Genomic DNA, 23,832 nt, shown 5'->3' on the forward strand with positions numbered 1-23,832 from the left:
GCGTGCCGACGGGGCTCGCGGCCGAGCCGCCGGCCGAGGGATGGAGGAGACGGATGCGACCGGGCGGGCTGGCAGGCAGGCTTTACGGATCCCCGGTTCCGCTTCTCTGTCTCGCCGTGCTCGGCTGGTCGGGCAACTTCATCGTCGGGAGGCTCGTCCACGACTCGGTCCCGCCGGCGACCCTGGCCTTCCTGCGCTGGCTGACGGCGTTCGTCGTCCTCCTCCCGTTCGGATGGCGGAAGCTGCGGCAGGATCGGCGGACCCTCGTCCGGCACTGGGTGACGGTGCTGGCGCTGTCGATCTTCGGCGTCGCCGCGTACAACACCCTGATCTACACCGGGCTGCAGACGACCACGGCGATCAACGCGCTGCTGATGCAGTCGGTCATGCCGCTGCTGATCGTGGTGTTCGCGTTCGCGTTGTTCCGCGAACGGCCGGGCGTGGCCCAGGTGGCAGGGCTCGTCGTCTCCCTGGCCGGGGTCTGGCTCGTGGTCACCCAGGGCAGCCCGCTGGGGTCCGGTGACCTGCGGCTGCGGGCGGGCGACGGATGGATCTTCGTGGCCGTGGTGAGCTACGCCCTCTACACCGCCCTGCTGCGCCGGAGGCCCCAGGTGAACCCGGTGAGCCTCCTGACGGCCACATTCGGCCTCGGCGCTCTCATGCTGGCGCCTCTGGCCGTGGCCGAAGCCGCCGGCGGTCACGTCGTCCACGTCACCGCGGGGGCCGTCGCCGCCGTCGCCTACGTGGCTCTGATCCCCTCGATCCTGTCCTACTTCTGTTACAACCGCGGAGTCGAGCTCGTCGGCGGGGCGCGGGCGGGGCAGTTCCTCCATCTGATGCCGGTCTTCGGAGCGGTGCTGGCCTTCTTCGCCCTCGGGGAGCGCATCCACGCCTTCCACGTGGCGGGCGCCGCGCTGATCGCGGCGGGCATCGCGGTGGCGGCCGTCCGTCGCGCCGGCGACCGCCTCACCGCCGGCGGGAAGAGTCCCCGGCCAGTCCCGTCCGAGCCGCGTACACCCCCGCCTGGAAGCGACTCCTGGCGCCGAGCACCTTCATGATCCGTGCGACGTGCGCCCGGCAGGTACGCAGGGAGATCCCGAGCTTGCGGGAGACCACCTCGTCCTTCTCACCCTGGGCCAGCAGCCGGACGATGTCCCGCGCGAGGTCGCTCTCGATGAACTCGTCCGCCTCGCCCCCCTCCCCCGCCGCGGCGACGGGCCTGCCTCCCGACCAGTAGAAGCGGTGCTGCGCCCGGAAGTACTCGACCGCGGCGGGAGCCCGCGTCATGACCGCGCCGGGCTCGTCCTCGGCCAGCGCGTCCCGGGGAAAGAAGACCACGTCGTCGTAGATGACGAAACGGTGGGGCGACTGGTCGCAGCCGCGGATCTCGGCCCCCAGGCCGCGGGCGGCGTCGACGTACCAGGTCAGGCGGGTGCTGGCGATCATCGAGTGCTGCCAGCAGACCTTCATCCGAGCGCCTCGCGCGACGGCGCCGAAGTCCCGCTCGGCCGAGCCGCGCAGGACGCTCTGCGAGGGGAAGCCGCAGGCGTAGACCGCCAGCACCTCGCCGGTGCACCGCTTCGCGGCGTCGGCGAGGTGCGCCTGCACGGCCTCGGCGGTGCTCAGCAGTTCGAGGCCGACGACGTCTTTCCGCGCGATCATCCGGTGGAACTCGATCGAGGATTGATCCAGGTCGAGCGTGGACACGTGAGATCGACACTCCTCAGTTGGGACGGACGGGTGCGGGTGGGTCACCACGGTCACATCGACCCCGTCACGACCGGCACCCCGGGCGAGGCCTCGCCCGGACCACGCGACGATCAGTGCCGGCCCGGCAGCGTGAAGGGAAGTTCGATGCCGTCGTGGGCGTGCGCGCAGAGACAGTTCCTCTCGGTGGGCAGCGCCCGCACGACCTCGCGCAGGAGACCCCGCAGCCGCTCGATGTTGGCCGAGAAGACACGGAAGACCTCCGCCTGGCTCACCGCGCTCTCCGCGTCGATGCCGGCGTCGAAGTCGGTGACGAGCGCGACGGGCGTGTAGCACAGCGCGAGCTCCCTGGCGAGGACGGCTTCCGGGTGGCCGGTCATGTTGACCAGGGACCACCCCTGCCGGGCGTACCACTGGGACTCCGTGCGGGTGGAGAAACGCGGCCCCTCGACGACGACCATGGCGCCGCCGTCGACGATCTCGCCCCAGGACTCGGTGGCCGTCTTCACCACGATGCCGCGGCCGACCGGGCAGTACGGATCCGCGAACGGCACATGTACGGCGCCGGTGTCGAAGTAGGTCTGCGCCCGGCCGCTGGTGCGGTCGACGAGTCCGTCGGGGACGACGAGCGTGCCGGGGCCGTGCTCGGGCCGGAGCGAGCCGACCGCGCAGGGCGCGAGGACCTGCCGGACCCCGAGCGACCTCAGCGCCCACATGTTCGCGCGGTAGTTGATGCGATGCGGAGGATGCTCGTGGCCACGGCCGTGGCGCGGGAGAAAGGCCACCATTCGTCCGCCGACCCTGCCGACGGCGACCGCGTCGGAGGGCTCGCCGTACGGGGTCGTCAGCCGGAACTCCTGGGGGTCCTCGATGAAGGAGTAGAAGCCGCTGCCGCCGATGACGGCGATCTCCGCGACGGGAGCCTCGCCGGAGCCCCGCGCAGTGGTGTGGTCAACCATGATCACCTTTCCAAGGGTGTCGTCGGACGCGGCCCGAGGGTGGGAGGGGATGCGGCCGCCGTCGCGGGGAGGGGAGGGCGCGGCTACCAGGCCGCCGCCTCCGCCACCTCGTGGAAGCCGGTCACCTGGACGTGCCCCGGTGCCGGGGCCGCCCCCTCCTCGGGACGGAGAACCTGTGCCGTCCGCCAGCCCGCCCGCCGGGCGGCGTCCAGTTCGTCCGGCGTGTCGGAGAGGAACAGCGTCCGCGGGCCGGGAACGCCGATGGCGGCCGTGATGGCGGCGTAGGAGGCCGCCTCTCGCTTGGGGCCGGCGTTGCGGATGTCGAAGTACCCCGAGAGGCACTGGGAGAGATCGCCGTACGGGGTATGGCGGAACCACAGGCGCTGCGCCAGCACGGACCCCGAGGAGTACACGTACAGCCGGCGCCCGTGCGCGTGCCAGTCCCGCAGGGCGTGGGGCACGTCCGGGTAGAGGTGCGAGGTCAGTTCCCCGGAGGTGAATCCGGCCTCCCAGATGAGCCCCTGCAGGGTCTTGAGCGGAGCCGCCTTGACGTCCGCGTCGATCCAGCCGCGAAGGATGGCGGCGACCTCGCTGAGGGACGCGCCCGGACGACCGGCCACGGCGCGAACCTCCTCGACGATCGCGGCGACGCCGGGGTCCGGTCTCCGGATCCACTCGGGGACGCGCCTGCGGGAGTAGGGGAAGAGCTGGGTGTGGACATGGGAGCCGGAACTCGTGGTTCCTTCGATGTCCACCACGATGGCGTCGCTCACGGGACCGGCGCGAGCAGCTCGTCGAGGTAGGGGATCCGGGTGGCGATCGGGTTCCCCGTGAATTCGGCGAGCCAGCCGTCCTCCTCCTGGAAGAACCGGATGGCGCAGAAATGCGGCGCCCGGCCCATGTCGAACCAGTGCCGGGTGCCCGCCGGCACTCCCAGCAGGTCTCCGGCCTCGCAGACCACCGCGTACACCCGGTCGTCCAGGTGGAGATAGAAGCAGCCGCGCCCTTCGACGAAGAAGCGCACCTCGTCCTCGGCGTGGGCGTGCTCGCTGAGGAACTTCTCCCTCGCCCGGGCGATCTCCGCCTCCCGGGACGCGTCCGCCTCTCCGGGGTGCATGCGCACCACGTCCACCAACCGGTAGCCGTTCTCCGCGCTGAGCCGGTCGACGTCGGCGCGGTAGGCCTCCAGCACCTCGTCCTGGCCCGCGGTGGAGGACAGCCGGGCGGCGGCGGCCCACTGCTCGAATCGGATTCCCAGAGGTGCCAGTTGCCGGGCGATCTCGCTCTGATCCCTGGTCCGGGAGAGGGGACGGCCGTCTTCGGCGAAGACGCGGAGCATGGTCATGGAGTCTCCTGAATCGTTGTAGCCACGGAGTTCAGATACCGGAGCCGGCACAGTGCCTCCAGGCATTCCAGCCGGTCACGGGCGCTGTCCAGGTCGGGCCCCCAGGCGGTCGCCCCGTGATGGGCGATCAGCAGCACGGTGGGGAATCCCGGCGGCAGGCCGGTGAAGTGCCTTTCGATGTCCTCGCCGATCCGGGCGACCCGAGGCCAGTTGGGGAACACCGGGACCGCCACCTCGGCCGGATCACGGACCCCGAACCCCTTGATGAGCTCGAAGTCGCGGAAGCGGATGAGGGGAATCTCCGCCTCCGTATCGCTCTCCCACGCATGGGCCGCGGCGATGGTGGCGTAGGGCGGGTGCGCGTGCACGACCGCGCCGCAATCGCCGAAGAGGCGTAACAGCGCCATGTGGATCGCGGTCTCCGCCGAGGGCCGGGGCGCGTCCGGCCTGACCGGCGCCCCCGTCGCGATGCGGACCTCCACCGTGTCGGCCGCCGTGAGCCTGCCCTTGCCGCGGCCACTGGCCGTTATCAGCGCATGGCCGGCCTCGTGGGGCAGGCGCGTGGACAGATTGCCCGCCGTCCCCTCCATCCAGCCTCGCGCGTACAGTTCACGGGCCGTCTCCGCCAGGGACCGGGCGGCGACGTCGTGGTCCACGTTCGTGATCATTGGGCACCGCCCACCGTGTGCACCGCGAAGACCTGCGACGGGTAGAGTCGCCGCCGCCCGGCCAGCGCGGCGATCTCCAGTACGACTCCGTGCCCGCAGACCCGTCCCCCGCCGGCCGTGACCAGCTTCTCCGCGGCGGCCAGGGTCCCCCCGGTGGCCAGCACGTCGTCCACGACGAGCACCCGCGCGTCCGGAGGGATCCGATCGCGCTGTATCTGCAGAGTGTCGGTCCCGTACTCCAGGTCGTAGGAGACGGTGTGCAGGGGGCCGGGGAGTTTGCCGGGCTTGCGGCACAGCGTCAGCGGTTTCGCCGACGCCTGTGCCACCGCCATGCCGAGCAGGAATCCGCGCGCCTCGACGGCGAGAACATGATCGAAGCTCCCCCTGTACGCGCCGGCCAGAGCATGCGCCAGGTCCCGCACCAACCGGGGCTGCGCGTAGACGCCCGACAGGTCCTGGAAGCGGACTCCGGGGAAGGGGAAGTCGGCGACCTCCCGGGTCTGTGCCGCCACCCGCTCCGCCAGGGAATCCCGGTCGCCGTCTCCCTGGGGGCGTATCACCCGCCGTTCCGTGACTATGGCGGTGATCAGCTCCGCGGGTGTGACGTCGAACGCGGGGTTGAACACCGCGGAGCGGGCGGGGGCCACCTGGACCCCGCCGAAGCCGGTCACCTCCTCGGGGCCCCGCTCCTCCAGCACGATCCCCGATCCGTCGGCCAGGGTCGGGTCACACGTGGACTCCGGCGCGACGACGATGAAGGGGACACCGTGACGGGCCGCGGCCAGGGCGAGCCCGTAGGTGCCGATCTTGTTGGCGACGTCGCCGTTCACCGCGATCCGGTCCGCCCCCACGAGCACGCAGTCGACCAGTCCCCGCGCCATGGCGGCGGCCGCGGCGGCGTCCACGCACAGCCTGTGGGGCACGCCCGCCTCGCCGAGCTCCCAGGTGGTGAGGCGCGCCCCCTGGAGCAGGGGCCTGGTCTCGTCGACCAGCACCTCCTCGACCCGGCCCCGGCCGGCCAGCTCGAGGATGGCGCCGAGAGCGGTGCCGACCGCGGCGGTGGCCAGGCGGCCGGTGTTGCAGTGGGTGAGAATCCGGGCAGGGCGATCCGCCGTCAGGGAGATCACCAGGTCCGCGGCCCGGCCGGCGGCCGACCGGTTGGTCGCGGCGTCCTCGTCGAGCATGGCCAACGCCTCGGCCAGAACGCCTTCCGGGCCGTCCGGGAGACGGCGCAACGCCCGGCTCACCCCCCAGCGGAGGTTGACCGCGGTGGGCCGCGCCTCGGCCAGGAGCGTGGCGTCGCGGTGGACGGCCCGCACGTCGACGGTCTTCCCGTCGGAATGCCGCCACACGGACAGCGCCACTCCCAGCGCTCCGGCCAGCCCGATCGCCGGGGCCCCGCGGATCGCGAGGGACCGGATGGCCTCGACCAGGTGCTCGACCGTTTCCAGCCGCAGCAACCGGTACTCATGGGGAAGCGCGCGCTGGTCGACGGCGACCACCGCGCCGTCGTCCCAGCCGAGCGAGGTCGTCAGCCGGTTCCCGGCCATCAGATCTCCCCCTCCGCACGGACAGGGTGGATCACGGGGGCCGTGCCCCGGCGCGTCGCGGAAGGGAATTCAGGAAATTCATCGTCGTACGGACGCCGACGCACGCGTTTTTCCCTCGTCATGGAACCCCCGAATACTTCGACAGCCCTGCCGCGCCACGCGGACCGAAGGGATGGGAACGAAACCGACAATCCTGACATATACCTTAATATTGAGTGTAAGGATCAGTCAACCCGGCGCTCGAAAAGGCAACGGACCACCGCAATCGTCGATGGCAGCACTATCGGGAAGGTCGCATTCCGTCACGCTTCGCGGCGAATCGCGGACTCATCCGGAAATGGAGGACTAAGAAAGACCGATATATTTCCGGTCCCGGACGGCAGCGGCGTCGGCCCACATCAGGGCTTGTCACACCTGCACTCAGCAGCCCGAAATCGCTTGAGCGGCTCCTGCGCGTCCCGGCTCTCCGCGTCGAAGCCCACGAGTTCGCGCCGGCCTTTCGGGTCCGGCAGGAGGAGAAGCGCGTCGTACTGAAAGCCGAGGCGATCCCGAACAGAAGGTGATTCGCCCGCGAACTCGGAACTCATATCCAGGCGGGAATGCCGAAACCATTCGATGGCGGCCCGTGACCACCGGCATTGGTGGCAGGCGGGTACGTGGCCCGGTAGTGGCCGGGAATGAGCCGCGCTCGGGCGTGAACGCGACGACGAACGGGGGCAGAGCCCGGCGACCACCGGCCTCCCGCCGTCAGGGGCGGCGCGGGGCCGATCCCGGAGCGAGGCGGCCTGCGAGGAACTCGAGCGCCGCGACGACCTCGGCGACCCGCGCCGGATCCTCCGTACCCAGAGCCGCCGCCAGGGGTCCTTCGACACCGGCCGCCCGCACGGCCTCCACCCGGTCCGAGACCTCGGGGGCCGTCCTGATCACGACCCGGCGGCGGTCGGCCGGATCGGGGGCCGTCACGACCGCCCCGGCCTCCTTCAGCCGGGCGACGGCCGCCGACACAGCGCTCTGTGGCAGTCCCGTCCGCGTCGCGATCTCCCCGACGGAGGTCTCCGGGTGGGCACGAAGATCGGCCACGACCACCAGCACCGTCCGGAGACTCGCGGCCTGCGTCGTTCTCGACGGGGTGATGTCCTCGACCGGCATGGCCTCTTCGCCGATCTTCATGAGGGTCCTGCCGAGCAGGAAGAGGTCGACTCCGTTCACTCTCCCACAATACATCATCCTTGATGCATCAGATTTGATGGATTATGGTGTGCGTCGAGGCCACCTGTCCTGAAGGGATGACCAGATGAGCGGCTTGCTGCGCGCGAACGGCGCGACCCTGTACTACGAGGTGCACGGCACCGGTCCCGTGCTCCTGATCTCGCAGAGCGGGGAGGGCGACGCCGATCGCACCACCGACCTGGTCCGGCACCTCGCCGGCGACCACACCGTGATCACCTACGACCGGCGTGGGCTGTCTCGCAGCGCTCTGGACGACCCGGACCGGGGGGCGAGCATGGCCGACCACGTGGACGACGCCCATCGCCTGCTCGCCGCGGTGACCGACCGGCCGGCGCACATGCTCGGATGCAGCTTCGGCGCCGTCATCGGGCTGCACCTGGCCGTCGAGCATCCGGAGCAGCTGGACACCCTGATCGCGCACGAGCCGGTCGCTCCCGGCCTCCTCCCGGCTCCCGAACGCGTCCGCCACATCCGGGAGCTGGAGGAACTACAGGACCTCTACCGCGAGCGCGGCCTCGCCGACACCTTCGCCGAGATCGCCGCAGCGCTGGGCATCGACCCCGTGGCCCAGGACACCGAGCCCGGACTGACCCCGCATCCGCTGGACGACCGGAGGCGGGCCGGCTTCGACTTCTTCATCCGCAACGACTTCGGCGCCGTGGTCCGCGACACGCTCGACGTCGCCGCGCTCGGGGAAACGCCGGTCCGCGTCATCCCGGCCTTCGGGCGCACCACGCCCCGGCACGTCTTCGACTACCGGTGCGCGCACGAGCTCGCCACCCTCCTCGGCGTGGAGGCGCGGGAGTTCCCCGGCGGCCACAACGGGAACACGACCCACCCCCGCGCGTACGCCACCCGGATCCTCGATCTCCTGGCCGCCTGAACGACGGGCCGCGACCGCGAGACGGTGACTCCCAGGCGTACGCGCGAGAGGGCTGTTCTCGGTGCCCGCGGATCAGTCCAGGTCGCCGGTCTCCTTCAGGAAGACGATGCCGTCGATCGTGTGAAGCTGGGCGGGGTCGAGGGGGAAGTAGGCGAAGTCCCGCGAGACGCGCGGGCTCGGTTCGAGGAGGGTGTCGGCCAGGCGGCGGGCGTCGACGAGGGAGCGGCCCGGCGGGACCTCCGACAGCAGGCCCTCGACGGTGTCCGGGGGCGGGACGTCGCCGCCGACCGTGCCGAAGGCAGAGGCCAGAAAGGCGTACCGGTCGCCCAGGCCCACGCCCGCGATGGCCCCCGCGCTCCACCACTCCACCGGCGCGTCGCCCAGGAGCAGGAAGCTCTTGTCCCGCTGCAGGTGACGGTTGTGCGCGAAGACCAGGGCAGGACCGTGCCCCGCGACGGCCCGCAGGTTGGCGGCCATCATCTGGTCGCGCAGGCTCATCAGCCAGGTGAGCCGGGCCGGCGACGTGTCGGCGATCCAGTGGTGGTAGCGGAGCAGGCCGGTGGCGGTGCGTCCGTACAGGGCCGCCAGGTCCTCGTCCGGCCCGCCGAGCTGCGGCGCCTGCGCGTCGAGGAACGCCACCAGGTCGTCGGCGATCAGCCGCAGCCGCTGCGCCTCGGCGGACCGTCCGATCGACTGGGACGGATCCAGGGCGGCGGCGGGGTTCGTCCACCGGTCGTCCGGGCCGAGAAGCTCGTCCAGGGTCTCGGGGGCACAGGGGAGCAACGAGGGGTCCAGCCGCTCGGCGAGATAGCCGTACAGGCCGGTGAGCGCCTCGCGCGGGCTCGCGGCGCCGCTGATCTCCAGCGGGCCGTCGAAGCCGAAGAACCGGAGCCTCTCGTCGTGCTCCTCGTTGTACGCGCGCATCCAGCGGACGAGCTCGCGGTTGGCCGGGTAGGCGCCGAAGCCGTGGCTGAAGCCGCGTTCCATGACGTCGTCGAGACCGCCCGCGCCCGTCGCGACGTAGTCGTCCACCACCAGGCCCATGAGACAGTCGCTCTCGATGGCGAACGACCGGTAGCCCTCGTGCTCGACCAGATGCCGGAAGACGTCGTTGCGCAGTTCGAGCAACGCCTCCACCCCGTGCCTGGCCTCGCCCAGTCCGAGCAGCAGGGGTTCGGCCGGCAGCGACCGGAGGAACGCCGAGACGGCCGCGCCGTCGAGCGGCCGGGCTAACTCATTGATGTCCATGATCTCAACGGTATCGTTGAACCATTGGTTGAGGCTTCCCCGGTGAAGTTCCCCGCTCGCCGGGGCGGAACTCTCAATCCGCGGCGTCTCCCAGGAGGCCCGCGTCGCGTACCCTCATCGCCACCTGCACGCGGTTCTCGGCGCCGAGCTTGGCGAAGATCCTGGTGACGTTCGCCTTCACGGTGGCGACGCTCATGTAGAGGCGCTCGGCGATCTCGGTGTTGGAGCTGCCCCGCGCCACCTCGACCGCGACCTCCAGTTCCCGCTCGGTCAGCCTGCCGAGTTCCGTCCTCGCCTGCGGACGGGGCGGTTCCCCTCCGGCGGTGGCCGCGGCGATCACCTGCCTGGCGACGCTCGGGGACAGCACGGGCTCGCCCCTCGCGACGGCGCGGACCGCCTCGATCATCCGGGGCGGCGGGGTGTCCTTCAGCAGGAAGCCGTCCGCGCCGAGCCGCAGCGCCCGCTGCACCATCTCGTCGGCGTCGAACGTGGTGAGCACGAGGATCCGCGGCGGCTCCGGCCAGGCTCGCAGCATCTCGGTGGTGGTCAGCCCGTCCTGGCCGGGCATCCGGATGTCCAGCAGCACGAGGTCGGGGCGCAGGTCGCGGATCACCTCCATGGCCCGCCGCCCGTCCTCCGCCTCGCCGACGATCTCCAGGTCGGGTTCTCCGCCGAGGATCAGGCGCAGGCCGGTCCGCACCATCGGGTCGTCATCCACCAGCACCAGTCGGGTCACGCTCCGCACTCTCCCATGGCAATCGGACATCGAGGATGAAACGACCATCCCGGATCGTGTGGCTGAGGGTGCCGCCGGCCATCCGGGTCCGTTCCGCCAGGCCCACCAGGCCCAGCCTGCCACCCGGCCCGGGGGACGAGCCGGGCCTGGCCGGGTTCGTCACCCGGATCCGCAGGCCCTCCCCCGGCCGGCCGCCGAGTTCCGCGGTGACCAGGCTGCCCGGCGCGTGCTTGCGCGCGTTGGTGAGGGCCTCCTGCACGATCCGGTACGCGTGCCGGCCCGTCGGCGCGGGAAGCCGGTCCCGGCCGTCGACGCTGTCGTCCACCTCCACCCGCTGACCGGCGGCGCGGACCTCGCCGAACAGCGCGTCCAGGTGGTCCAGGCCGGGCTGCGGCGCCTCCAGCTCGCCGTCGTCGCGGAGGGTGCCCAGCACCGTGCGCAGCTCGTTGAGCGACTGGTGCGCGTTCTCCTGAACGGCCAGCGCGGCCTCACGCGTCTGCTCGGGTGTGAGGTCCGTCCGGTACGCCAGTCCTCCGGCCAGCATCGCCAGCAGGGAGATCCGGTGCGCGAGCACGTCGTGCATCTCCTGCGCGATCTTGACGCGCTCCGCCAGCCGTGCCTGCTCGATCCGCTGACGCTGCTCGCGCTCGACGGCCAGCGCCCGCTCCCGCAGCGAGAGCTCCAGGTCGCGGCGTCCGCGCAGGTAGAGGCCGAAGACCGTGAGCGCGCCGAGGATCGTCACCCCCGATACCGTGGAGACGTAGGTGGCCTGGGTGATCCCGCCTTGGACGGCGCCCGCCAGCAGGCACAGCACCGACACGACCGCGACGGGGATCGTCCGGCTCCACCGGCGATGGGTCACCAGCGACACGTACGCGACCAGCGCGGGACCGGTCGCCGTGGCGGAGACGGCGGTCAGCAGGACGGTCGCCACCGCGATCTGCCACGGCCACCGGCGCCGCCACCGCATCAGGACCAGACCGAGGACGCCCAGCCCCACGTCGGTCAGCGCCTGGGCGAGGCGGCTCCCGTCCTGCGCGACGAGCCAGGCCAGCACCACCCCGTGGAAAAGCATGGGCACCACGGCGCACAGGTAGCGCAGCGCGACGCCCCTCCTGTCCAGGGGCGGCTGGTACTCCGGTCGGGCACGCACAGCCCCACAGCCTAGAGACCGCGCTGAGCTGGTGTTCAGCGACCTGGGTCGACGTGTGGGCAGCCGAAGGTATCGATTGTCAGCGCCGGCATACCGCCTCACGTCGGCCGCCGGCGGCCCCGGGTCTGATGCGGCGGCCGCCCGGCCCGCGATGAACTGGCACCGTGATCGAGTTCAGGCACGTCAGCAAGGACTACGGCAAGGTGAAGGCGCTCGACGACGTGTCCTTCACCGTCGAACCCGGGAGCGTCACCGGCTTCCTCGGCCCCAACGGCGCCGGGAAGTCGACGGCCCTGCGCATCCTGGTCGGGCTCGCCCGCCCCTCCTCGGGCACGGCGACCGTTCTGGGCCGCCCGTACGCCGAGATGGCCTGCCCGGGGCTGCGGGTGGGCACGCTGCTCGACGCCGGGGCCCGGCACCCGGGCCACACCGGCAGGGAGGTGCTGACGCTCGGCGCGGTCACCCTCGGGCTGCCGCGCGCACGGGTCGGCGAGGTGCTCGGCCTGGTGGGGCTGACCGAGCGGGAGAGCAGGCGGAGGGTCGGCGGCTACTCACTCGGCATGCGGCAGCGGCTCGGGATCGCGCACGCGCTCCTCGGCCGTCCCGAGGTGCTCGTCCTGGACGAGCCCGTCAACGGTCTCGATCCCCAGGGCATCCACTGGATGCGTCACCTGCTGCGCGACCTCGCCGGCACCGGGTGCGCGGTGCTGCTCAGCTCACACCTGCTGCACGAGGTGGAGCAGGTGGCGGACCACATCGTCGTGATCGGCCGGGGCCGCGTGCTCGCCCAGGGCACGGCCGCAGAACTCGGCCGGGGCGGCGGCCTCGAACGGACCTTCCTCGAACTGACCGCGAACACCGCCCGCACGGCGCTCCCCAAGTGACACACGGCCCGGTTACGGAGGACCACAGGATGACCACCCGCACGCGCCGCCCCGAAGGCCCGCACGCCACGGCCGCGGAGGACGGCACGACGACCGAGGACCTGCCCATCCCCTTTCGCAGGCTGCTGCGGGCCGAGACCCGCAAGCTCGCCGGCACCCGCAGCGGAAAGGTCATCGCGGTGCTCCTGGTCGCGCTGGTGGTCGCGTCCGTCGCCGCACGCGCCACCGTGGCCGGCCCGGAACCGCAGAGGCTGATCTTCACCGCCGGGATCGCCCTCGGCACCCTGCTCCCGGTGCTCGGCATCCTCACGATGACCGGCGAGTGGACGCACCGCACCGCGTTGACCACCTTCGCGCTCGAACCACGGCGTCATCGCGTCATCGCGGCCAAGTGCGTGCCGCCCCTGGCCGCGACCGTGCTGCTCTCGCTGCTGGCCATGCTGGTCGCGGTCCCGGTGACGGCCGTCGCGGCGGGCGTCCGGAACACTCCCCCCGTCTGGGACGTCGATCCCGCCGCGCTGCTCGGCTGGACCGGGGCGAACGTCCTGGTGACCGCGACGGGGCTCGCCCTCGGCGCCCTGCTCCTGAACGCGCCGAGCGCGATCGTGATCTGCCTGACGGCTCCGATGCTCTGGAGCGCGGCCGCCCGGCTCGGCCCGGGCGGCGCGGCCCTCGCCGGATGGCTTGATCTCGGCACCACGTCCGCGCCCCTGATGACCGGCGACCTGACCTGGAGCGACGGCGCGCGGCTCGCGGCGTCGGCCACTCTGTGGATCGTCGTCCCGATGACCGCCGGTCTGATCCGCGTGCTCCGCAAGGAGGTGATCTGACCGGCGGCCTTCCCGCGGCGGCCCGGCCGGCGCCCGTGGCGGGGGCGGGGCCGTGGCGGGGCCGTGGCGGGAGGCGGGGGCGGCATTGCGCGGCGCTGCCGTCAGGGCCCGTCGAAATCGAGACGGAGCCTCGAAACGTAGGCACCGGGCACCGGGCCTCCACCGGTGACGACCGGAAACTCCGCCGCGTCCTCCTCGTCCTCGTAGCCGTCAGGGCCCCGCTCCCCCGCGCCGATCAGGGACCTGGTGAGCGCCTCGCGCTCGCCCAGCATCTCCTCCAGCGCCCGCCCGACGTGCTCGTCCGTGAGCACGGGTGTCCCGTCCCCGGCGCGCAGCGCGGACAGCACGGCCCGGCGCAGCAGTTCCTTGAAGAACGACGCGGTGGCGCCCTCGGTCCTCGCGACGACCGGTTCCAGGTCGGCCTCCAGCCGCAGGTCACGCGCGTACAGGCGCAGCAGGGCGGCCCGACCGGCCGCGTCGGGCCGGGGAATCTCCACAGCCAGGTCAACCCTGCCCGGACGGTCGGCCAGCGCCCGCTCCAGCACGTCCGCGCGGTTCGTGGTGAGCACGAACGTGATGTCCGCGTCCGCCCCCACGCCGTCCATGGCGTCCAGCAGGGCGAACAGCAGCGGGTTGCCGTCCTCGGTGAAGGAGCGGTCGCGGGCCACCAGGTCCACGTCCTCCAGCACGACGATCGCCGGTTGCAGCCGCCGGGCGAGACCGGCCGCCTGCGCGACGAAGCGGATCGCGGCGCCCGTCATCACGATGACCGTGCAGCCGGTCATCCGGCCCATGAGGTAGCGGACCGTGTGCGTCTTGCCCGTGCCGGGCGGGCCGTGCAGCAGCAGGCCCCGCTTCAGGTGCTGCCCGTGCGCGCGCAGCCGGTCGGCCTGCTCGCCGATGCCGACGATGTGCCGTTCGATCGTGCCGAGCACGCCTTCGGGCAGGATCACCTGCTCGGCGTCGAGGTCCGGCCGGGGCAGGAAGGTGACGAGGTCGTTGCCCCGGTGCTCGCTCCACTGGAACGACAGGACCTGCCCCCGGTAGACGTCGTCGGCGCGCATGAGCCGCTCGACCTCGTCGCGGGTGGCGGTCGCGCTCGCCCGGTCGGGGGCGAGCACGACGAGCCGGCACTCCGGCGCGCCGTGCTCGTGGGGGCCCCGCAGGCTCAGCACGACCGGAACGCCCTCCGGAGACCGGGTCAGGACCAGGCCGAGCGAGACGACCTCCGTGGTCCGGTCGGGCCCGGTCGCCGCCGTCGCGTAGTCGACCGCACCCGGCTCGAACCGCTCCCAGCCGCGGGCGGCGCTGACGAGCATGTCGACGAGTTCGGTGTGCTCGCGCCCCTGGCCGGTGACGCCTGCCCACTCGGCGCCGGGGCTGTACGCCGCCAGGTACGCGTCCGTGCCGCGCTGCAGGTTGACGTGTTCCCAGCTGGGGAAGCTCTCGGCGACGTTCACGACGCGCCGCAGGTCGCACCCGAGGTGCCCGGTGACCCGCGCCACGAGCTCGGGAGACTCCCGGCCCTCGTCGATGCTCCGGCGGGCCTCGTTCAGAAGGCCGCTCAGCGCCCGAGCCAGGTTCTCGGCGTCGGTGAGATCCATGCCGTCCACAGTGGCAGGCTTCGCGGCGCTTCGCCCGTGATTATCCTCTCGGTGTCAGGCCGGCGCCCGGAGTCTGGAGGCCTCCGAGAAGCGCGGCCGTACGCTCGGCCTCGGCGGCGAGGAGGTTCTCCGGCACCGGTTCGAAGAGCTCCACGACCGGCCGCCCCTCCTTGGCCTCCCAGACCCCGGCCACCCGGCCCCGGTACACGACGACGGGCGAGATCCATCCGGCCGCGCGGCTCACCCTGGGGCGCACGGCCTTCGGCAGGAGAGGTTCCAGGTCGCGCGGGGCTCCCAGGATGAACTGGTCGAAGCCGGGCAGCAGACGCACCTCCTCGGACGGGGGGCACGCCAGCAGGTCGTCCAGGTGCTCGGCCGGCAGCACGGCGGGCACGCCGTCCACCTCGACCTCCGCGAGTTCGTCGCGCAGCCGGTGGAACCAGCCGCGCAGGACCGCCTTCGGCGTGGTGCCCCGTAAGAGCCACGCGTCGAACATCGCCGGCGTGGCCGGGCCGTGCGCGCCGAGGAACGCGCGGAGCAGGCGCGCTCCCCCCTCGTCCGCCGGCAGCGGCTCACCCCCGCCGTCCGGCAGCCAGCCCGCCGGGGTGGTGAAGGTGACCCTGCCGTCGCGCGGCGGCCCGTAGCAGAGCTCGCCCAGGAAGCTGAGCGGCTTGAGCAGCGCGCCCCAGCCGGACGTGAGCGCCTCCCTCAGGTGCGCCTCCCCCGTCGCGTCGACGACCGCCTCGACGAGTTCCTCCCGCGTCAGCACCCGGCCGGACAGGACGCGTGGCACGGCCTCCACGACCGCCTCGATCTCCCGGGCGGACACCCCGTGGCCGCGCTGCCAGGAGCCCTTCTCCCAGAACCGGTGCGTCCCGAGGGCGGCACGGTAGGCGGGGAACTCGTCCGCCGGCAGCAGATGAAGCGTGCCGCGCATCGTCCAGGTCTTGACCAGCGTCCGGTCACGCCACAGCGCGCCGTCGATCTCGCCGGGAGCCGGGTTCCGCTGCCGCACGGCGACCGCCAGCGCCGCCGACGAGGCGACCTGCGCCTGCACCCCGCACAGCCGCCGGACGACGGCCACCGCGTCGCCGCCGCTCACGGGCTCGACGTACTGCCGCCTCAGCCTCCAGGCGAGCACCCGCGCCCAGGTCGTCTCAGGAATCACGCCACCCTTCTACACCCTGGGTACGACAGGGCGCCTCCGCTCCCGGCCGTACGACCACCGGATCATCGGCGACGTGCGGGTGAGCACGTCCGGTGGTTCGCGATGACGGAACTACTGCGGCGATGCCTTGATCCCAAAGGGGAAAACTGGGGAGACTTCCTCCGTACGTCGCATCACACCGCATCCGCCCCTTTCATGGCTGTCCGGCCGGCCACGGCCCGGCACACCGTCACGCCGTACCACCGCGAGCCACGAGCGAGCGGCGGGCGGCGCGGCAGCGGGGCCGGCCACCCGGCGACCCGCGTGACAGGAAGGACCATTTCCGCGATGAGTCATGCAGCTCAGCGCCTGGGCGTCGTCGCCGAATCGGCGCCGGGTGAGACCCGGGTCGCGGCCACCCCGGCCACCATCCCGCAACTGCTCTCACTCGGCTACGAGGTGATCGTCGAAGCCGGCGCCGGCGAGAGATCGGGCTTCACGGACGACGCGTACGTCCGGGCGGGCGCGCGGATCGGCGGCCGGGAGGAGACGTGGGGCGCCGGCGTCGTGCTGAAGGTGAACGCCCCGGCGGAGGAGGAGATCGCGGCGCTGCGCGACGGCGCGACGCTCGTCTCCCTGATCGGCCCGGCGGCGAACCCGGACCTGCTGGACGCGCTCACGCGGCGGCCGGTGACCGTGCTGGCGATGGACGCCGTGCCCCGGATCTCCCGCGCGCAGTCGCTCGACGTGCTGAGCTCGATGGCGAACATCGCCGGGTACCGCGCGGTGATCGAGGCGGCGCACGCGTTCGGGCGGTTCTTCACCGGCCAGGTGACCGCGGCCGGGAAGATCCCCCCGGCGAAGGTCCTCGTGGCGGGGGCGGGCGTGGCCGGGCTGGCGGCGACGGCCACGGCGGTCAGCCTGGGCGCGATCGTGCGGGCCACCGACCCCCGGCCCGAGGTGGCCGAGCAGGTGCGGTCGCTCGGCGCGGAGTTCCTCGACGTCGGGGTCGCCCAGCGGTCGGGCGCGGACGGGTACGCCAGGGAGACCTCGCGGGACTACGACCTGCGCGCCGCCGAGATGTACGCCGAGCAGGCCGCGGACGTCGACATCGTCGTCACCACGGCGCTCATCCCGGGGCGCCCGGCCCCCACGCTGCTCACGGCCGAGCACGTGGCGCTGATGCGCCCGGGCAGCGTCATCGTCGACATGGCCGCCGCGCAGGGCGGGAACGTCGCCGGCACCCGGGCCGGGGAGGTGGTCGTCACCGCCAACGGCGTGACGATCATCGGATACACCGACCTCGCCGGGCGGCTGCCCGCGCAGGCCTCGCAGCTGTACGGCACCAACCTCGTCAACCTGATGAAACTGCTCACGCCGGACAAGGACGGCCACGTGAGGCTGGACTTCGACGATCCCGTGCAGCGGGCGATGACCGTCGTCCGCGACGGCGAGAAGACCTGGCCGCCCCCGCCGATCGCGGTCAGCGCGGCCCCCGCCGCACCGGCCGCGACCGCGGCGCCGCCGCCTCCGGCGCCCGTGGCGACGCCGTCACCCCCGCCGGGCCGGCGACGGCACCTGCTCGTCGCCGCCGTCGCCGTCGCGCTGTTCCTGCTGACCGCCCTCTCGCCGAACGCGCTGATCGAGCACGTCACCGTCTTCGTCCTGTCGATCGTGATCGGCTACTACGTCATCGGGAACGTCCACCACGCGCTGCACACGCCGCTGATGTCGATCACCAACGCCGTCTCGGGGATCATCGTCGTCGGCGCGCTGCTGCAGATCGGGCAGGGGGGCGGGGTGGTCACCGCCCTGGCCTTCGTCGCGATCCTGCTGGCGAGCATCAACATCTTCGGCGGCTTCGCCGTGACCCGGCGCATGCTCGGCATGTTCACGAGGAGCTGACCGTGACTCTCACCACCGCCGCGCAGGCCGCCTACATCGTCGCGGCCCTGCTGTTCATCCTCAGCCTCGCCGGCCTGTCCAGGCACGAGACCGCGCGCTCCGGTGTCGTGTCCGGCGTCGCCGGCATGGTCGTCGCCCTCGCCGCCACGGTCGCCCTCGCCGCAGACGGCGGCGACGTCCCCGCGGTCGCCCTGCTCGTGGCCGCGATGGCGATCGGCGCCGCCGTCGGGCTCTGGCGGGCCCGGGTCGTCGAGATGACCGCCATGCCGGAACTGATCGCCATCCTGCACAGCTTCGTCGGCCTCGCCGCCGTCCTGGTGGGATGGAACGGCTTCCTCCAGGTCGAGGAGGGCGGCGCGGCGCGGCCGGAGGCCGCCGGCTCGCTGCTCGGCATCCATCACGCCGAGGTGTCCATCGGGGTGTTCATCGGGGCGCTGACCTTCACCGGGTCGGTCGTCGCGTTCCTCAAGCTGTCGGCCCGGATCGACTCCAGGCCCATGACGCTGCCCGGCAAGAACTACCTGAACCTGGGCGCGCTCGCCGCGTTCGCGGTCCTGACCGTGCTCTTCGTGGCCTCCCCCGGCCTCGGGCTGCTCGTCGCGCTGACCGCCGTGGCGCTGTCGCTGGGCTGGCACCTGGTCGCCTCCATCGGCGGCGGCGACATGCCCGTCGTGGTCTCGATGCTCAACAGCTACTCCGGCTGGGCGGCCGCGGCGTCCGGCTTCCTGCTCGACAACAACCTGCTGATCGTCACCGGCGCGCTGGTCGGCTCGTCCGGCGCCTATCTGTCGTACATCATGTGCCAGGCGATGAACCGCTCGTTCCTGTCGGTGATCGCCGGGGGCTTCGGCGTCGAGGCGGGGCACGCCGTCGAGGCCGACTACGGGGAGCACCAGGAGGTCACGGCCGGCGACACCGCCGAGCTGCTGAAGGACGCCAAGTCGGTGATCATCGCCCCCGGGTACGGCATGGCGGTCGCCCAGGCGCAGTATCCCGTGGCCGAGCTCACCCGCAGGCTGCGCGACCGCGGGGTGGAGGTCCGCTTCGGCATCCACCCCGTCGCCGGGCGCCTGCCGGGTCACATGAACGTCCTGCTCGCCGAGGCCAAGGTGCCGTACGACGTCGTGCTGGAGATGGACGAGATCAACGACGACTTCGCCGGGACCTCCGTCGTCCTGGTCATCGGGGCCAACGACACCGTCAACCCGGCGGCCGTCGAGGACCCGGACAGTCCCATCGCCGGCATGCCCGTCCTGCGCGTGTGGGAGGCGGACCGCGTCGTCGTCTTCAAACGGTCGATGGCCACCGGCTACGCGGGCGTGCAGAACCCCTTGTTCTTCCGGGACAACACCCGGATGCTCTTCGGCGACGCGCGGCAGCGCGTCGAGGAGATCGTCGCGGCGCTCTGACCGACGGGTCGCCCCGGCCGGTCACCCCAGCCTGCGGAGGAGGTGACCGCGGGCGGCCTCGTCCCCGGGGCCGCCGCGTTCCGCGAGCCGTTCGGCGACGTACCGGCGGTGGGCCTCGTCCACGTTCCCGCCGTACTTGAACTTGCCGTCGATCTTCTGGATCGCGAGCCGCAGGCCGCGGATCCCGGGCAGGGACCTGCGGTGCTCGGCGGGATCGGCGAGCCCGTCGTCGAGCCGGGCGAGCTGGGCGCGGAGGATCTCCGCCTTGCCCTCGGCGTCGTCGACGATCTCCGCGTGGCAGACCAGCTGCACGGCGGCGTAGTACGTGGTCGGGATGCCGAGCCGGGGGTCCTCGCCGCTGTCCGGCAGCACCTTCCACGCGCCCCTGACGTACGCCCAGTCGCCGGCCAGGGAGAGCAGGACCGCGGGGTTCTCCTCGATCGCCGCCCACACGGGGTTGGGCCGGGCCAGATGGAGCAGGACCGTCGAGGCGTCGGCGAGGAGGAACTGGGTCGGCACGACGACCGGCACGTCGCGACCGCGTCCCGACGCGATGAGGTGGCCGAACTCGCTCGCCCGGACGAAGGCCAGCGCCTCCTCCTCCGTCGCGGCGTCCCACGGATGGATCAGCATGCTCCCACTCTAGGCGGAGCCCTCGGCCCGCCCCGGGGTGGTGGTCAGCCGGTCCAGGAGCTGTTCATGAAGGAGATGACCATCGGCACCGTGAGCGGCCCGATCACGGTGGCGTAGAGGATGATCACCCATCTGTGCCGGGCGGCCGTACGGCCGACGAGCACCCACAGCGGCCACCACAGCAGCGCTCCCCGGGGCATCGACATGTAGAACGTCGACGTGGTGAGCACGGCCACCTGGAGCCCGACGTAGACGAACTCGGCCCAGCGGCGGGTGACCAGGAGCCAGACGAGCAGCAGCAGCCCCACGATCGCCACCGCGAGCTCCAGGCGGAACATCGGCCCGAACGTGGCGTCGCCGGTCATGTCCCAGGTCGAGCGGAACGACTCCCAGGGCCAGACCATCCTCCGGCCCCAGCCGGCCTCCTGGGCGTGGTTCCAGGCCAGCCAGTCGCCCGTACGGGAGTGCTGGTAGGCGGAGTAGGCGACGATCGGCGCGAACGGCAGCAGCAGCCAGGGCGCGTCGCGCCAGCCGGTCCAGCCGTCCCTGCGGATCCTGCTGACGACGAACTCCGTTACGAGCGCCGCGGCCAGGAACAGGCCGGTCACCCGTACGCAGGACGCCCCGGCGGCCAGGGCGCAGGCCACCGCCCAGTTGCGGCGCCGTACGGCCAGCCAGGCGGGCAGCGCGAAGGCGAGGAAGAGCGCCTCGGAGTAGCCGGCGAACAGGAAGACGGCGGGCGGGCACAGCAGCAGGGCCAGCACCGCCCAGCGCCCGGCGCCGACGGGCGCCTCCAGGTCGGCGAGCTTGGCCAGCGCCACCATCGCCACCGCGCCGGCCAGGAACGAGATGATCAGTCCGGCCAGGGTCCAGTCGTGGACCACCAGGTGGACCAGGCGCAGCGCCAGCGGCAGGCCGGGGAAGAAGGCCGGCAGCCCTGGGTCGGGGTCCTGGTTCGGGTCGCCGCCGTAGCCGAACTCCGCGATCTCCCGGAACAGGTCGACGTCCCAGTAGTGCCACCGCTCCAGCAGCGGGGCCCTGTTGGTGCCGGAGACGGCCAGGACGCCGTAGACCGCCATGAGGACGATCCCGGCCCTGGTGCCGACCCACAGCAGCAGCGCGTCCCGGACCGTGGCGTTCCGCTCCGCCGCCTCGGCGGAGGCGCCCTCCGGCGGAGGACTCTCGTCGCCGTGCCCGGGCTCCTCCGCGTCCGGCCCGCGATCCTCCGGGTCCGTCCCGGGCCGCTCCCCGCGCTCCGGGTCGCGGCCGGTCTCCTGGACAGAAGCCGTCACGTGCCGCCCCTCCACTCGCCCCTGCCGGCACCGCCGTGCGTACGCGGTGGCCGTACGTCCTTCCGCCTCCGGCGGAGTCTGCCGCCGGACCGGTCCTGCTCCGCGCGGCCGCGGGCACGCCGGGGGTCCTGCCGCACCGGGGGCCGTACGGGCGAGCGCGGACGCGCCCATGATCGGAGATGATGTCAAGGTCCTGAGCCCGGGCGCCAGTCCGAATCCGTACGAAAGCCACTGTCGACGCCCGCCGCCTCCGGTGGCCGTCCCTGACGTCGGGGTTCGCTCCGCCATCGGACGGGGCCGCCGGCGCCCGGCCTGAAAATTCCATCGCCGGAGATCGCGAAGGCCGCCCCTCGTTCACCGCGCGAGGCGGGATCGGCCGGACGACATGCCGGGGTGACCGGGCCGCGCCGGACGGCGGCACAGGTGAAATTTTCATCGAGGCGGCTCGAAGAGGCCTGCACCGGAGCCCTGGTCAAGAACGGGAGAACCCTGGTTGCCGCCTGCGTGCGGTGCGCGTGGAGGCGGGCCGGGATCTTGACACGTCCCACCGCGTCATATTTGCTCCGCTGCACATCGCGGTGACAGGCGCGTGCGCCGTGGCCGGTTTCCCGTCCGCGTAAGCCCCCCATGTGCATGGCACAGGAAGATGCGTGATGTTGAGAAGACCGCGCACCAGGGGATGGAGTCCGGGCGGCCTCCCCTCCCGGCCCTCCCCCGACATGCCGTCCGGGCGGGCCCGGTGCCCGTCGGCCGCTGGAGAGGTGCGATGACGCCCGCCCGCCCGGCCGCTCGCCCGGCCACCCGCCGGAACGCTCGCATCGCCGCCGCTCGCGCGGCCTCGGACGAACGGCAGGATCGGACCCTGCGACGGCAGATCCTGTTCGCGATCGTCGCGGTGGCCTTCGCCGTGCACGCCAACGGGATCGGCAACGGCTTCGTCTACTTCGACGACCCCGAGGGCGTGATCGACAACATCTCCATCCGGGAGTTCAGCGCGGCCAACATCGGCCACTGGTTCACCACTCCGCTCCAGTTCATGTACACACCACTGGTATACGTGTCGTACGCGGTGGACTATCTGTTCGGCCAGGGCGCGGCGGGCGTGTACCACTTCACCAACGTGGTGCTGCACCTGGTCAACGTGGTCCTGGTGTTCCTGCTGATCCGCCGGCTGACCGAGCGCCTCTTCCCGGCCGCTTTCGTGGCGGCGGCGTTCGCGATCCATCCCGTGAACGTCGACTCGGTCGCCTGGATATCCACCCGCAGCAACCTGCTGGCCACGCTTTTCACGCTGACCGCGCTGCTGGCGTACCTGCGTCACCTGGAGTCGGAGCGGTGGCCGCCGCTGGTCTGGTCGTTGCTTCTCTTCGGACTGGCCGTGCTCTCCAAGTCGACCGCGGTCGTGCTTCCCCTCATGTTGTTCCTCGTCGACTTCTTCCGGGGCCGCCCGCTGTCCCGCCGCGTGCTGTTCGAGAAGATTCCCTTTCTCGCCGTCTCCGCGGCCGCGATTCTCGTCGCGCTGAACGTGCGGGAGGACGTGGTCCCGCCGCAGGGGTACACGATCCTCGACCGGTTCCTTCTGGCCTGCTCGGCGGTGGGCAACCATCTGGTGCAGGTGGTCTCTCCGCTCCACCTGTCCCTCGCGTACGAGTACCCCCGCAAACCGTTGTCCTGGCTCTTCTTCCTCTGCCCCCTCGTCCTCGTGGCAGGGGCCGCCCTTCTCCTGCTGGTCAAGCCGGCCCGCAGGGTCGTGGTGTTCGGGCTCGGGTTCTTCCTGGCCGGCGTCGCCCCGGCCCAGGCCGTGCTCCTCATCGACGGCTACCACGCGAACAGGTACGCGTACCTGCCCTATCTGGGTCTCTTCCTGGTCGCGGCCTGTTTCGCGGAGAAGGCGCTCTTGCATCGCGACCGCAGGCTGCGGGCCTGCGTGATCGGCGTGATGGCGGTGTTCGTCGCGTTCTTCGCCACGCTGACGGTCGTCCGGAACACCGCCTGGCGGAACACGGAGACCATCATGAGCGACGCCATCGCCAAGGAACCGGGCGTGGCGTTCACATACAACGCCCGGGGCATCGCCAGGTTCCGCGACGGCCGGTACGACGGCGCCACCGCCGACTTCGAGCGCACCGTCGAACTCGACCCCGACTTCATGCTCGCGCACCACTACCTGGGCATGACCAGGTATCACAACGGCGACTACTCTGGGGCGCTCGCCGAACTCGACAACGTGGTGTCGCGACTGCCGACCTTCGCCGCCGGCTACAACGAGCGCGGGAAGACCAGGATCGCCCTGCGCGACTACCAGGGGGCCTACGCGGACCTCTCCGCCGCCGTCCAGTACGACTCGCAACTGGCGGAGGCGTACTACCTCCGCGGTGTGGCCGGGACCGAGCTGGGCAACCCGCAGGGAGCCGTATCCGATCTGAACACGGCGATCGGACTGTTTCCCGGATACGCCGACGCCTATCACCAGCGCGGGGTGGCCGAGTCGCGCCTGGGCGACACCCGCGCCGCGTGCGCCGACTGGAACACGGCGGCGTCCCTCGGCAGCACCGCGGGGAACACGGCCATGGCCGAGAACCACTGCGCCGGTTAGCCGGTCAGCCCACAGTGGCCCCGGCGGCGGTTGGCCCCGCCTCCGCCGGGGTA

The 23,832-nt window shown here is 72.1% G+C and carries 21 protein-coding genes; 7 read left to right on the forward strand and 14 right to left on the reverse strand.

Annotated features, from left to right (window positions below):
* The first annotated feature begins 53 nt into the window (after positions 1–53).
* Positions 54–1,058: a DMT family transporter gene (locus HHX37_RS08460; protein WP_182885010.1), complete on the forward strand. Its 1,005-nt coding sequence runs from the start codon at positions 54–56 to the stop codon at positions 1,056–1,058.
* On the opposite strand, the gene HHX37_RS37635 is transcribed toward HHX37_RS08460, so the two are convergent.
* From HHX37_RS37635 to HHX37_RS08495, 7 genes are all read right to left on the reverse strand, one after another.
* A complete protein-coding gene (locus HHX37_RS37635; RefSeq protein ID WP_182874395.1) occupies positions 967–1,707 on the reverse strand; it encodes a helix-turn-helix transcriptional regulator in 741 nt (246 codons plus the stop codon). The genes HHX37_RS08460 and HHX37_RS37635 overlap by 92 nt on opposite strands.
* A gap of 113 nt (positions 1,708–1,820) precedes the next feature.
* Entirely contained in the window at positions 1,821–2,666 is an 846-nt protein-coding gene (locus tag HHX37_RS08470) for an S-methyl-5'-thioadenosine phosphorylase (RefSeq protein ID WP_182874449.1), read from the reverse strand.
* A gap of 83 nt (positions 2,667–2,749) precedes the next feature.
* Entirely contained in the window at positions 2,750–3,439 is a 690-nt protein-coding gene (gene mtnC, locus HHX37_RS08475; protein ID WP_182874396.1) for an acireductone synthase, read from the reverse strand.
* On the reverse strand, positions 3,436–4,011 hold the full coding sequence (locus HHX37_RS08480) for a 1,2-dihydroxy-3-keto-5-methylthiopentene dioxygenase (protein ID WP_182885011.1): 576 nt from the start codon (positions 4,009–4,011) through the stop codon (positions 3,436–3,438). Before HHX37_RS08480 ends, mtnC begins: the two co-directional genes overlap by 4 nt.
* Positions 4,008–4,679 (reverse strand): methylthioribulose 1-phosphate dehydratase, encoded by a 672-nt coding sequence (gene mtnB, locus HHX37_RS08485; RefSeq protein WP_182882851.1) that lies wholly within the window; start codon positions 4,677–4,679, stop codon positions 4,008–4,010. The genes HHX37_RS08480 and mtnB overlap by 4 nt, the downstream gene beginning before the upstream one ends.
* Complete coding sequence (gene mtnA, locus HHX37_RS08490) at positions 4,676–6,229, reverse strand: S-methyl-5-thioribose-1-phosphate isomerase (RefSeq protein ID WP_182885012.1); 1,554 nt, start codon at positions 6,227–6,229, stop codon at positions 4,676–4,678. Before mtnA ends, mtnB begins: the two co-directional genes overlap by 4 nt.
* 747 nt (positions 6,230–6,976) lie before the next feature.
* A complete protein-coding gene (locus HHX37_RS08495) occupies positions 6,977–7,438 on the reverse strand; it encodes a MarR family winged helix-turn-helix transcriptional regulator (RefSeq protein WP_310738306.1) in 462 nt (153 codons plus the stop codon).
* An 85-nt stretch (positions 7,439–7,523) separates the two neighbouring features.
* Between HHX37_RS08495 and HHX37_RS08500 the strand changes: the two genes are divergently transcribed.
* The gene (locus tag HHX37_RS08500; RefSeq protein ID WP_182885013.1) at positions 7,524–8,342 is read left to right on the forward strand and encodes an alpha/beta fold hydrolase; all 819 of its coding nucleotides are present in this window, start codon (positions 7,524–7,526) and stop codon (positions 8,340–8,342) included.
* A 72-nt stretch (positions 8,343–8,414) separates the two neighbouring features.
* Here HHX37_RS08500 and HHX37_RS08505 read toward each other — a convergent pair whose 3' ends face one another.
* The 3 genes from HHX37_RS08505 to HHX37_RS08515 form a co-directional block, all read right to left on the reverse strand.
* Positions 8,415–9,590: an erythromycin esterase family protein gene (locus tag HHX37_RS08505; RefSeq protein WP_182885014.1), complete on the reverse strand. Its 1,176-nt coding sequence runs from the start codon at positions 9,588–9,590 to the stop codon at positions 8,415–8,417.
* Between the two features lie 73 nt (positions 9,591–9,663).
* Positions 9,664–10,326: a response regulator transcription factor gene (locus HHX37_RS08510; protein ID WP_310740307.1), complete on the reverse strand. Its 663-nt coding sequence runs from the start codon at positions 10,324–10,326 to the stop codon at positions 9,664–9,666.
* The gene (locus HHX37_RS08515) at positions 10,301–11,479 is read right to left on the reverse strand and encodes a sensor histidine kinase (RefSeq protein WP_182882856.1); all 1,179 of its coding nucleotides are present in this window, start codon (positions 11,477–11,479) and stop codon (positions 10,301–10,303) included. The genes HHX37_RS08510 and HHX37_RS08515 overlap by 26 nt, the downstream gene beginning before the upstream one ends.
* 164 nt (positions 11,480–11,643) lie before the next feature.
* On the opposite strand from HHX37_RS08515, the gene HHX37_RS08520 reads away from it, so the two are divergent.
* Together HHX37_RS08520 and HHX37_RS08525 are read left to right on the forward strand one after the other, a co-directional pair.
* Positions 11,644–12,363 carry an ABC transporter ATP-binding protein gene (locus tag HHX37_RS08520; protein WP_182885016.1) on the forward strand — a complete coding sequence of 240 codons (720 nt, stop codon included), beginning with the start codon at positions 11,644–11,646 and terminating at the stop codon, positions 12,361–12,363.
* A 29-nt stretch (positions 12,364–12,392) separates the two neighbouring features.
* On the forward strand, positions 12,393–13,193 hold the full coding sequence (locus HHX37_RS08525; RefSeq protein ID WP_182885017.1) for an ABC transporter permease: 801 nt from the start codon (positions 12,393–12,395) through the stop codon (positions 13,191–13,193).
* A gap of 101 nt (positions 13,194–13,294) precedes the next feature.
* On the opposite strand, the gene HHX37_RS08530 is transcribed toward HHX37_RS08525, so the two are convergent.
* Both HHX37_RS08530 and HHX37_RS08535 read right to left on the reverse strand, forming a co-directional pair.
* A complete protein-coding gene (locus HHX37_RS08530; protein ID WP_182885018.1) occupies positions 13,295–14,797 on the reverse strand; it encodes an AAA family ATPase in 1,503 nt (500 codons plus the stop codon).
* Positions 14,798–14,837: 40 nt separating this feature from the next.
* Positions 14,838–15,965 carry a winged helix DNA-binding domain-containing protein gene (locus HHX37_RS08535; RefSeq protein ID WP_310740308.1) on the reverse strand — a complete coding sequence of 376 codons (1,128 nt, stop codon included), beginning with the start codon at positions 15,963–15,965 and terminating at the stop codon, positions 14,838–14,840.
* A gap of 327 nt (positions 15,966–16,292) precedes the next feature.
* Here HHX37_RS08535 and HHX37_RS08540 point away from each other — a divergent pair, with 327 nt between their 5' ends.
* Positions 16,293–17,849 (forward strand): Re/Si-specific NAD(P)(+) transhydrogenase subunit alpha, encoded by a 1,557-nt coding sequence (locus tag HHX37_RS08540; protein WP_182885019.1) that lies wholly within the window; start codon positions 16,293–16,295, stop codon positions 17,847–17,849.
* A gap of 2 nt (positions 17,850–17,851) precedes the next feature.
* Entirely contained in the window at positions 17,852–19,258 is a 1,407-nt protein-coding gene (pntB, locus tag HHX37_RS08545; RefSeq protein WP_182882861.1) for a Re/Si-specific NAD(P)(+) transhydrogenase subunit beta, read from the forward strand.
* A gap of 21 nt (positions 19,259–19,279) precedes the next feature.
* On the opposite strand, the gene HHX37_RS08550 is transcribed toward pntB, so the two are convergent.
* Complete coding sequence (locus tag HHX37_RS08550; RefSeq protein WP_182882862.1) at positions 19,280–19,891, reverse strand: FMN-binding negative transcriptional regulator; 612 nt, start codon at positions 19,889–19,891, stop codon at positions 19,280–19,282.
* A gap of 44 nt (positions 19,892–19,935) precedes the next feature.
* Positions 19,936–21,183, reverse strand: a complete 1,248-nt coding sequence (locus HHX37_RS08555; protein WP_310740310.1) for a mannosyltransferase family protein — start codon at positions 21,181–21,183, stop codon at positions 19,936–19,938.
* Positions 21,184–21,949: 766 nt separating this feature from the next.
* On the opposite strand from HHX37_RS08555, the gene HHX37_RS08560 reads away from it, so the two are divergent.
* The gene (locus HHX37_RS08560) at positions 21,950–23,779 is read left to right on the forward strand and encodes a glycosyltransferase family 39 protein (protein ID WP_182885020.1); all 1,830 of its coding nucleotides are present in this window, start codon (positions 21,950–21,952) and stop codon (positions 23,777–23,779) included.
* The last annotated feature ends 53 nt before the right edge of the window (positions 23,780–23,832 follow it).

The sequence above is a fragment of the Microbispora sp. H10885 genome (assembly GCF_014161415.1).
In the GTDB taxonomy this organism is placed as follows: Bacteria; Actinomycetota; Actinomycetes; order Streptosporangiales; family Streptosporangiaceae; genus Microbispora; species Microbispora triticiradicis.

What these genes read in the sequence shown, in the direction of transcription:
- HHX37_RS08480 (WP_182885011.1), bottom strand. Translation starts at nt 4,011, where the DNA reads ATGACCATGCTCCGCGTCTTCGCCGAAGACGGCCGTCCCCTCTCCCGG.
- HHX37_RS08525 (WP_182885017.1), top strand. Translation starts at nt 12,393, where the DNA reads ATGACCACCCGCACGCGCCGCCCCGAAGGCCCGCACGCCACGGCCGCG.
- mtnA (WP_182885012.1), bottom strand. Translation starts at nt 6,229, where the DNA reads ATGGCCGGGAACCGGCTGACGACCTCGCTCGGCTGGGACGACGGCGCG.
- HHX37_RS08540 (WP_182885019.1), top strand. Translation starts at nt 16,293, where the DNA reads ATGAGTCATGCAGCTCAGCGCCTGGGCGTCGTCGCCGAATCGGCGCCG.
- HHX37_RS08530 (WP_182885018.1), bottom strand. Translation starts at nt 14,797, where the DNA reads ATGGATCTCACCGACGCCGAGAACCTGGCTCGGGCGCTGAGCGGCCTT.
- HHX37_RS08560 (WP_182885020.1), top strand. Translation starts at nt 21,950, where the DNA reads ATGACGCCCGCCCGCCCGGCCGCTCGCCCGGCCACCCGCCGGAACGCT.
- HHX37_RS08505 (WP_182885014.1), bottom strand. Translation starts at nt 9,590, where the DNA reads ATGGACATCAATGAGTTAGCCCGGCCGCTCGACGGCGCGGCCGTCTCG.
- HHX37_RS08500 (WP_182885013.1), top strand. Translation starts at nt 7,524, where the DNA reads ATGAGCGGCTTGCTGCGCGCGAACGGCGCGACCCTGTACTACGAGGTG.
- HHX37_RS08550 (WP_182882862.1), bottom strand. Translation starts at nt 19,891, where the DNA reads ATGCTGATCCATCCGTGGGACGCCGCGACGGAGGAGGAGGCGCTGGCC.
- HHX37_RS08470 (WP_182874449.1), bottom strand. Translation starts at nt 2,666, where the DNA reads ATGGTTGACCACACCACTGCGCGGGGCTCCGGCGAGGCTCCCGTCGCG.
- HHX37_RS08460 (WP_182885010.1), top strand. Translation starts at nt 54, where the DNA reads ATGCGACCGGGCGGGCTGGCAGGCAGGCTTTACGGATCCCCGGTTCCG.
- mtnB (WP_182882851.1), bottom strand. Translation starts at nt 4,679, where the DNA reads ATGATCACGAACGTGGACCACGACGTCGCCGCCCGGTCCCTGGCGGAG.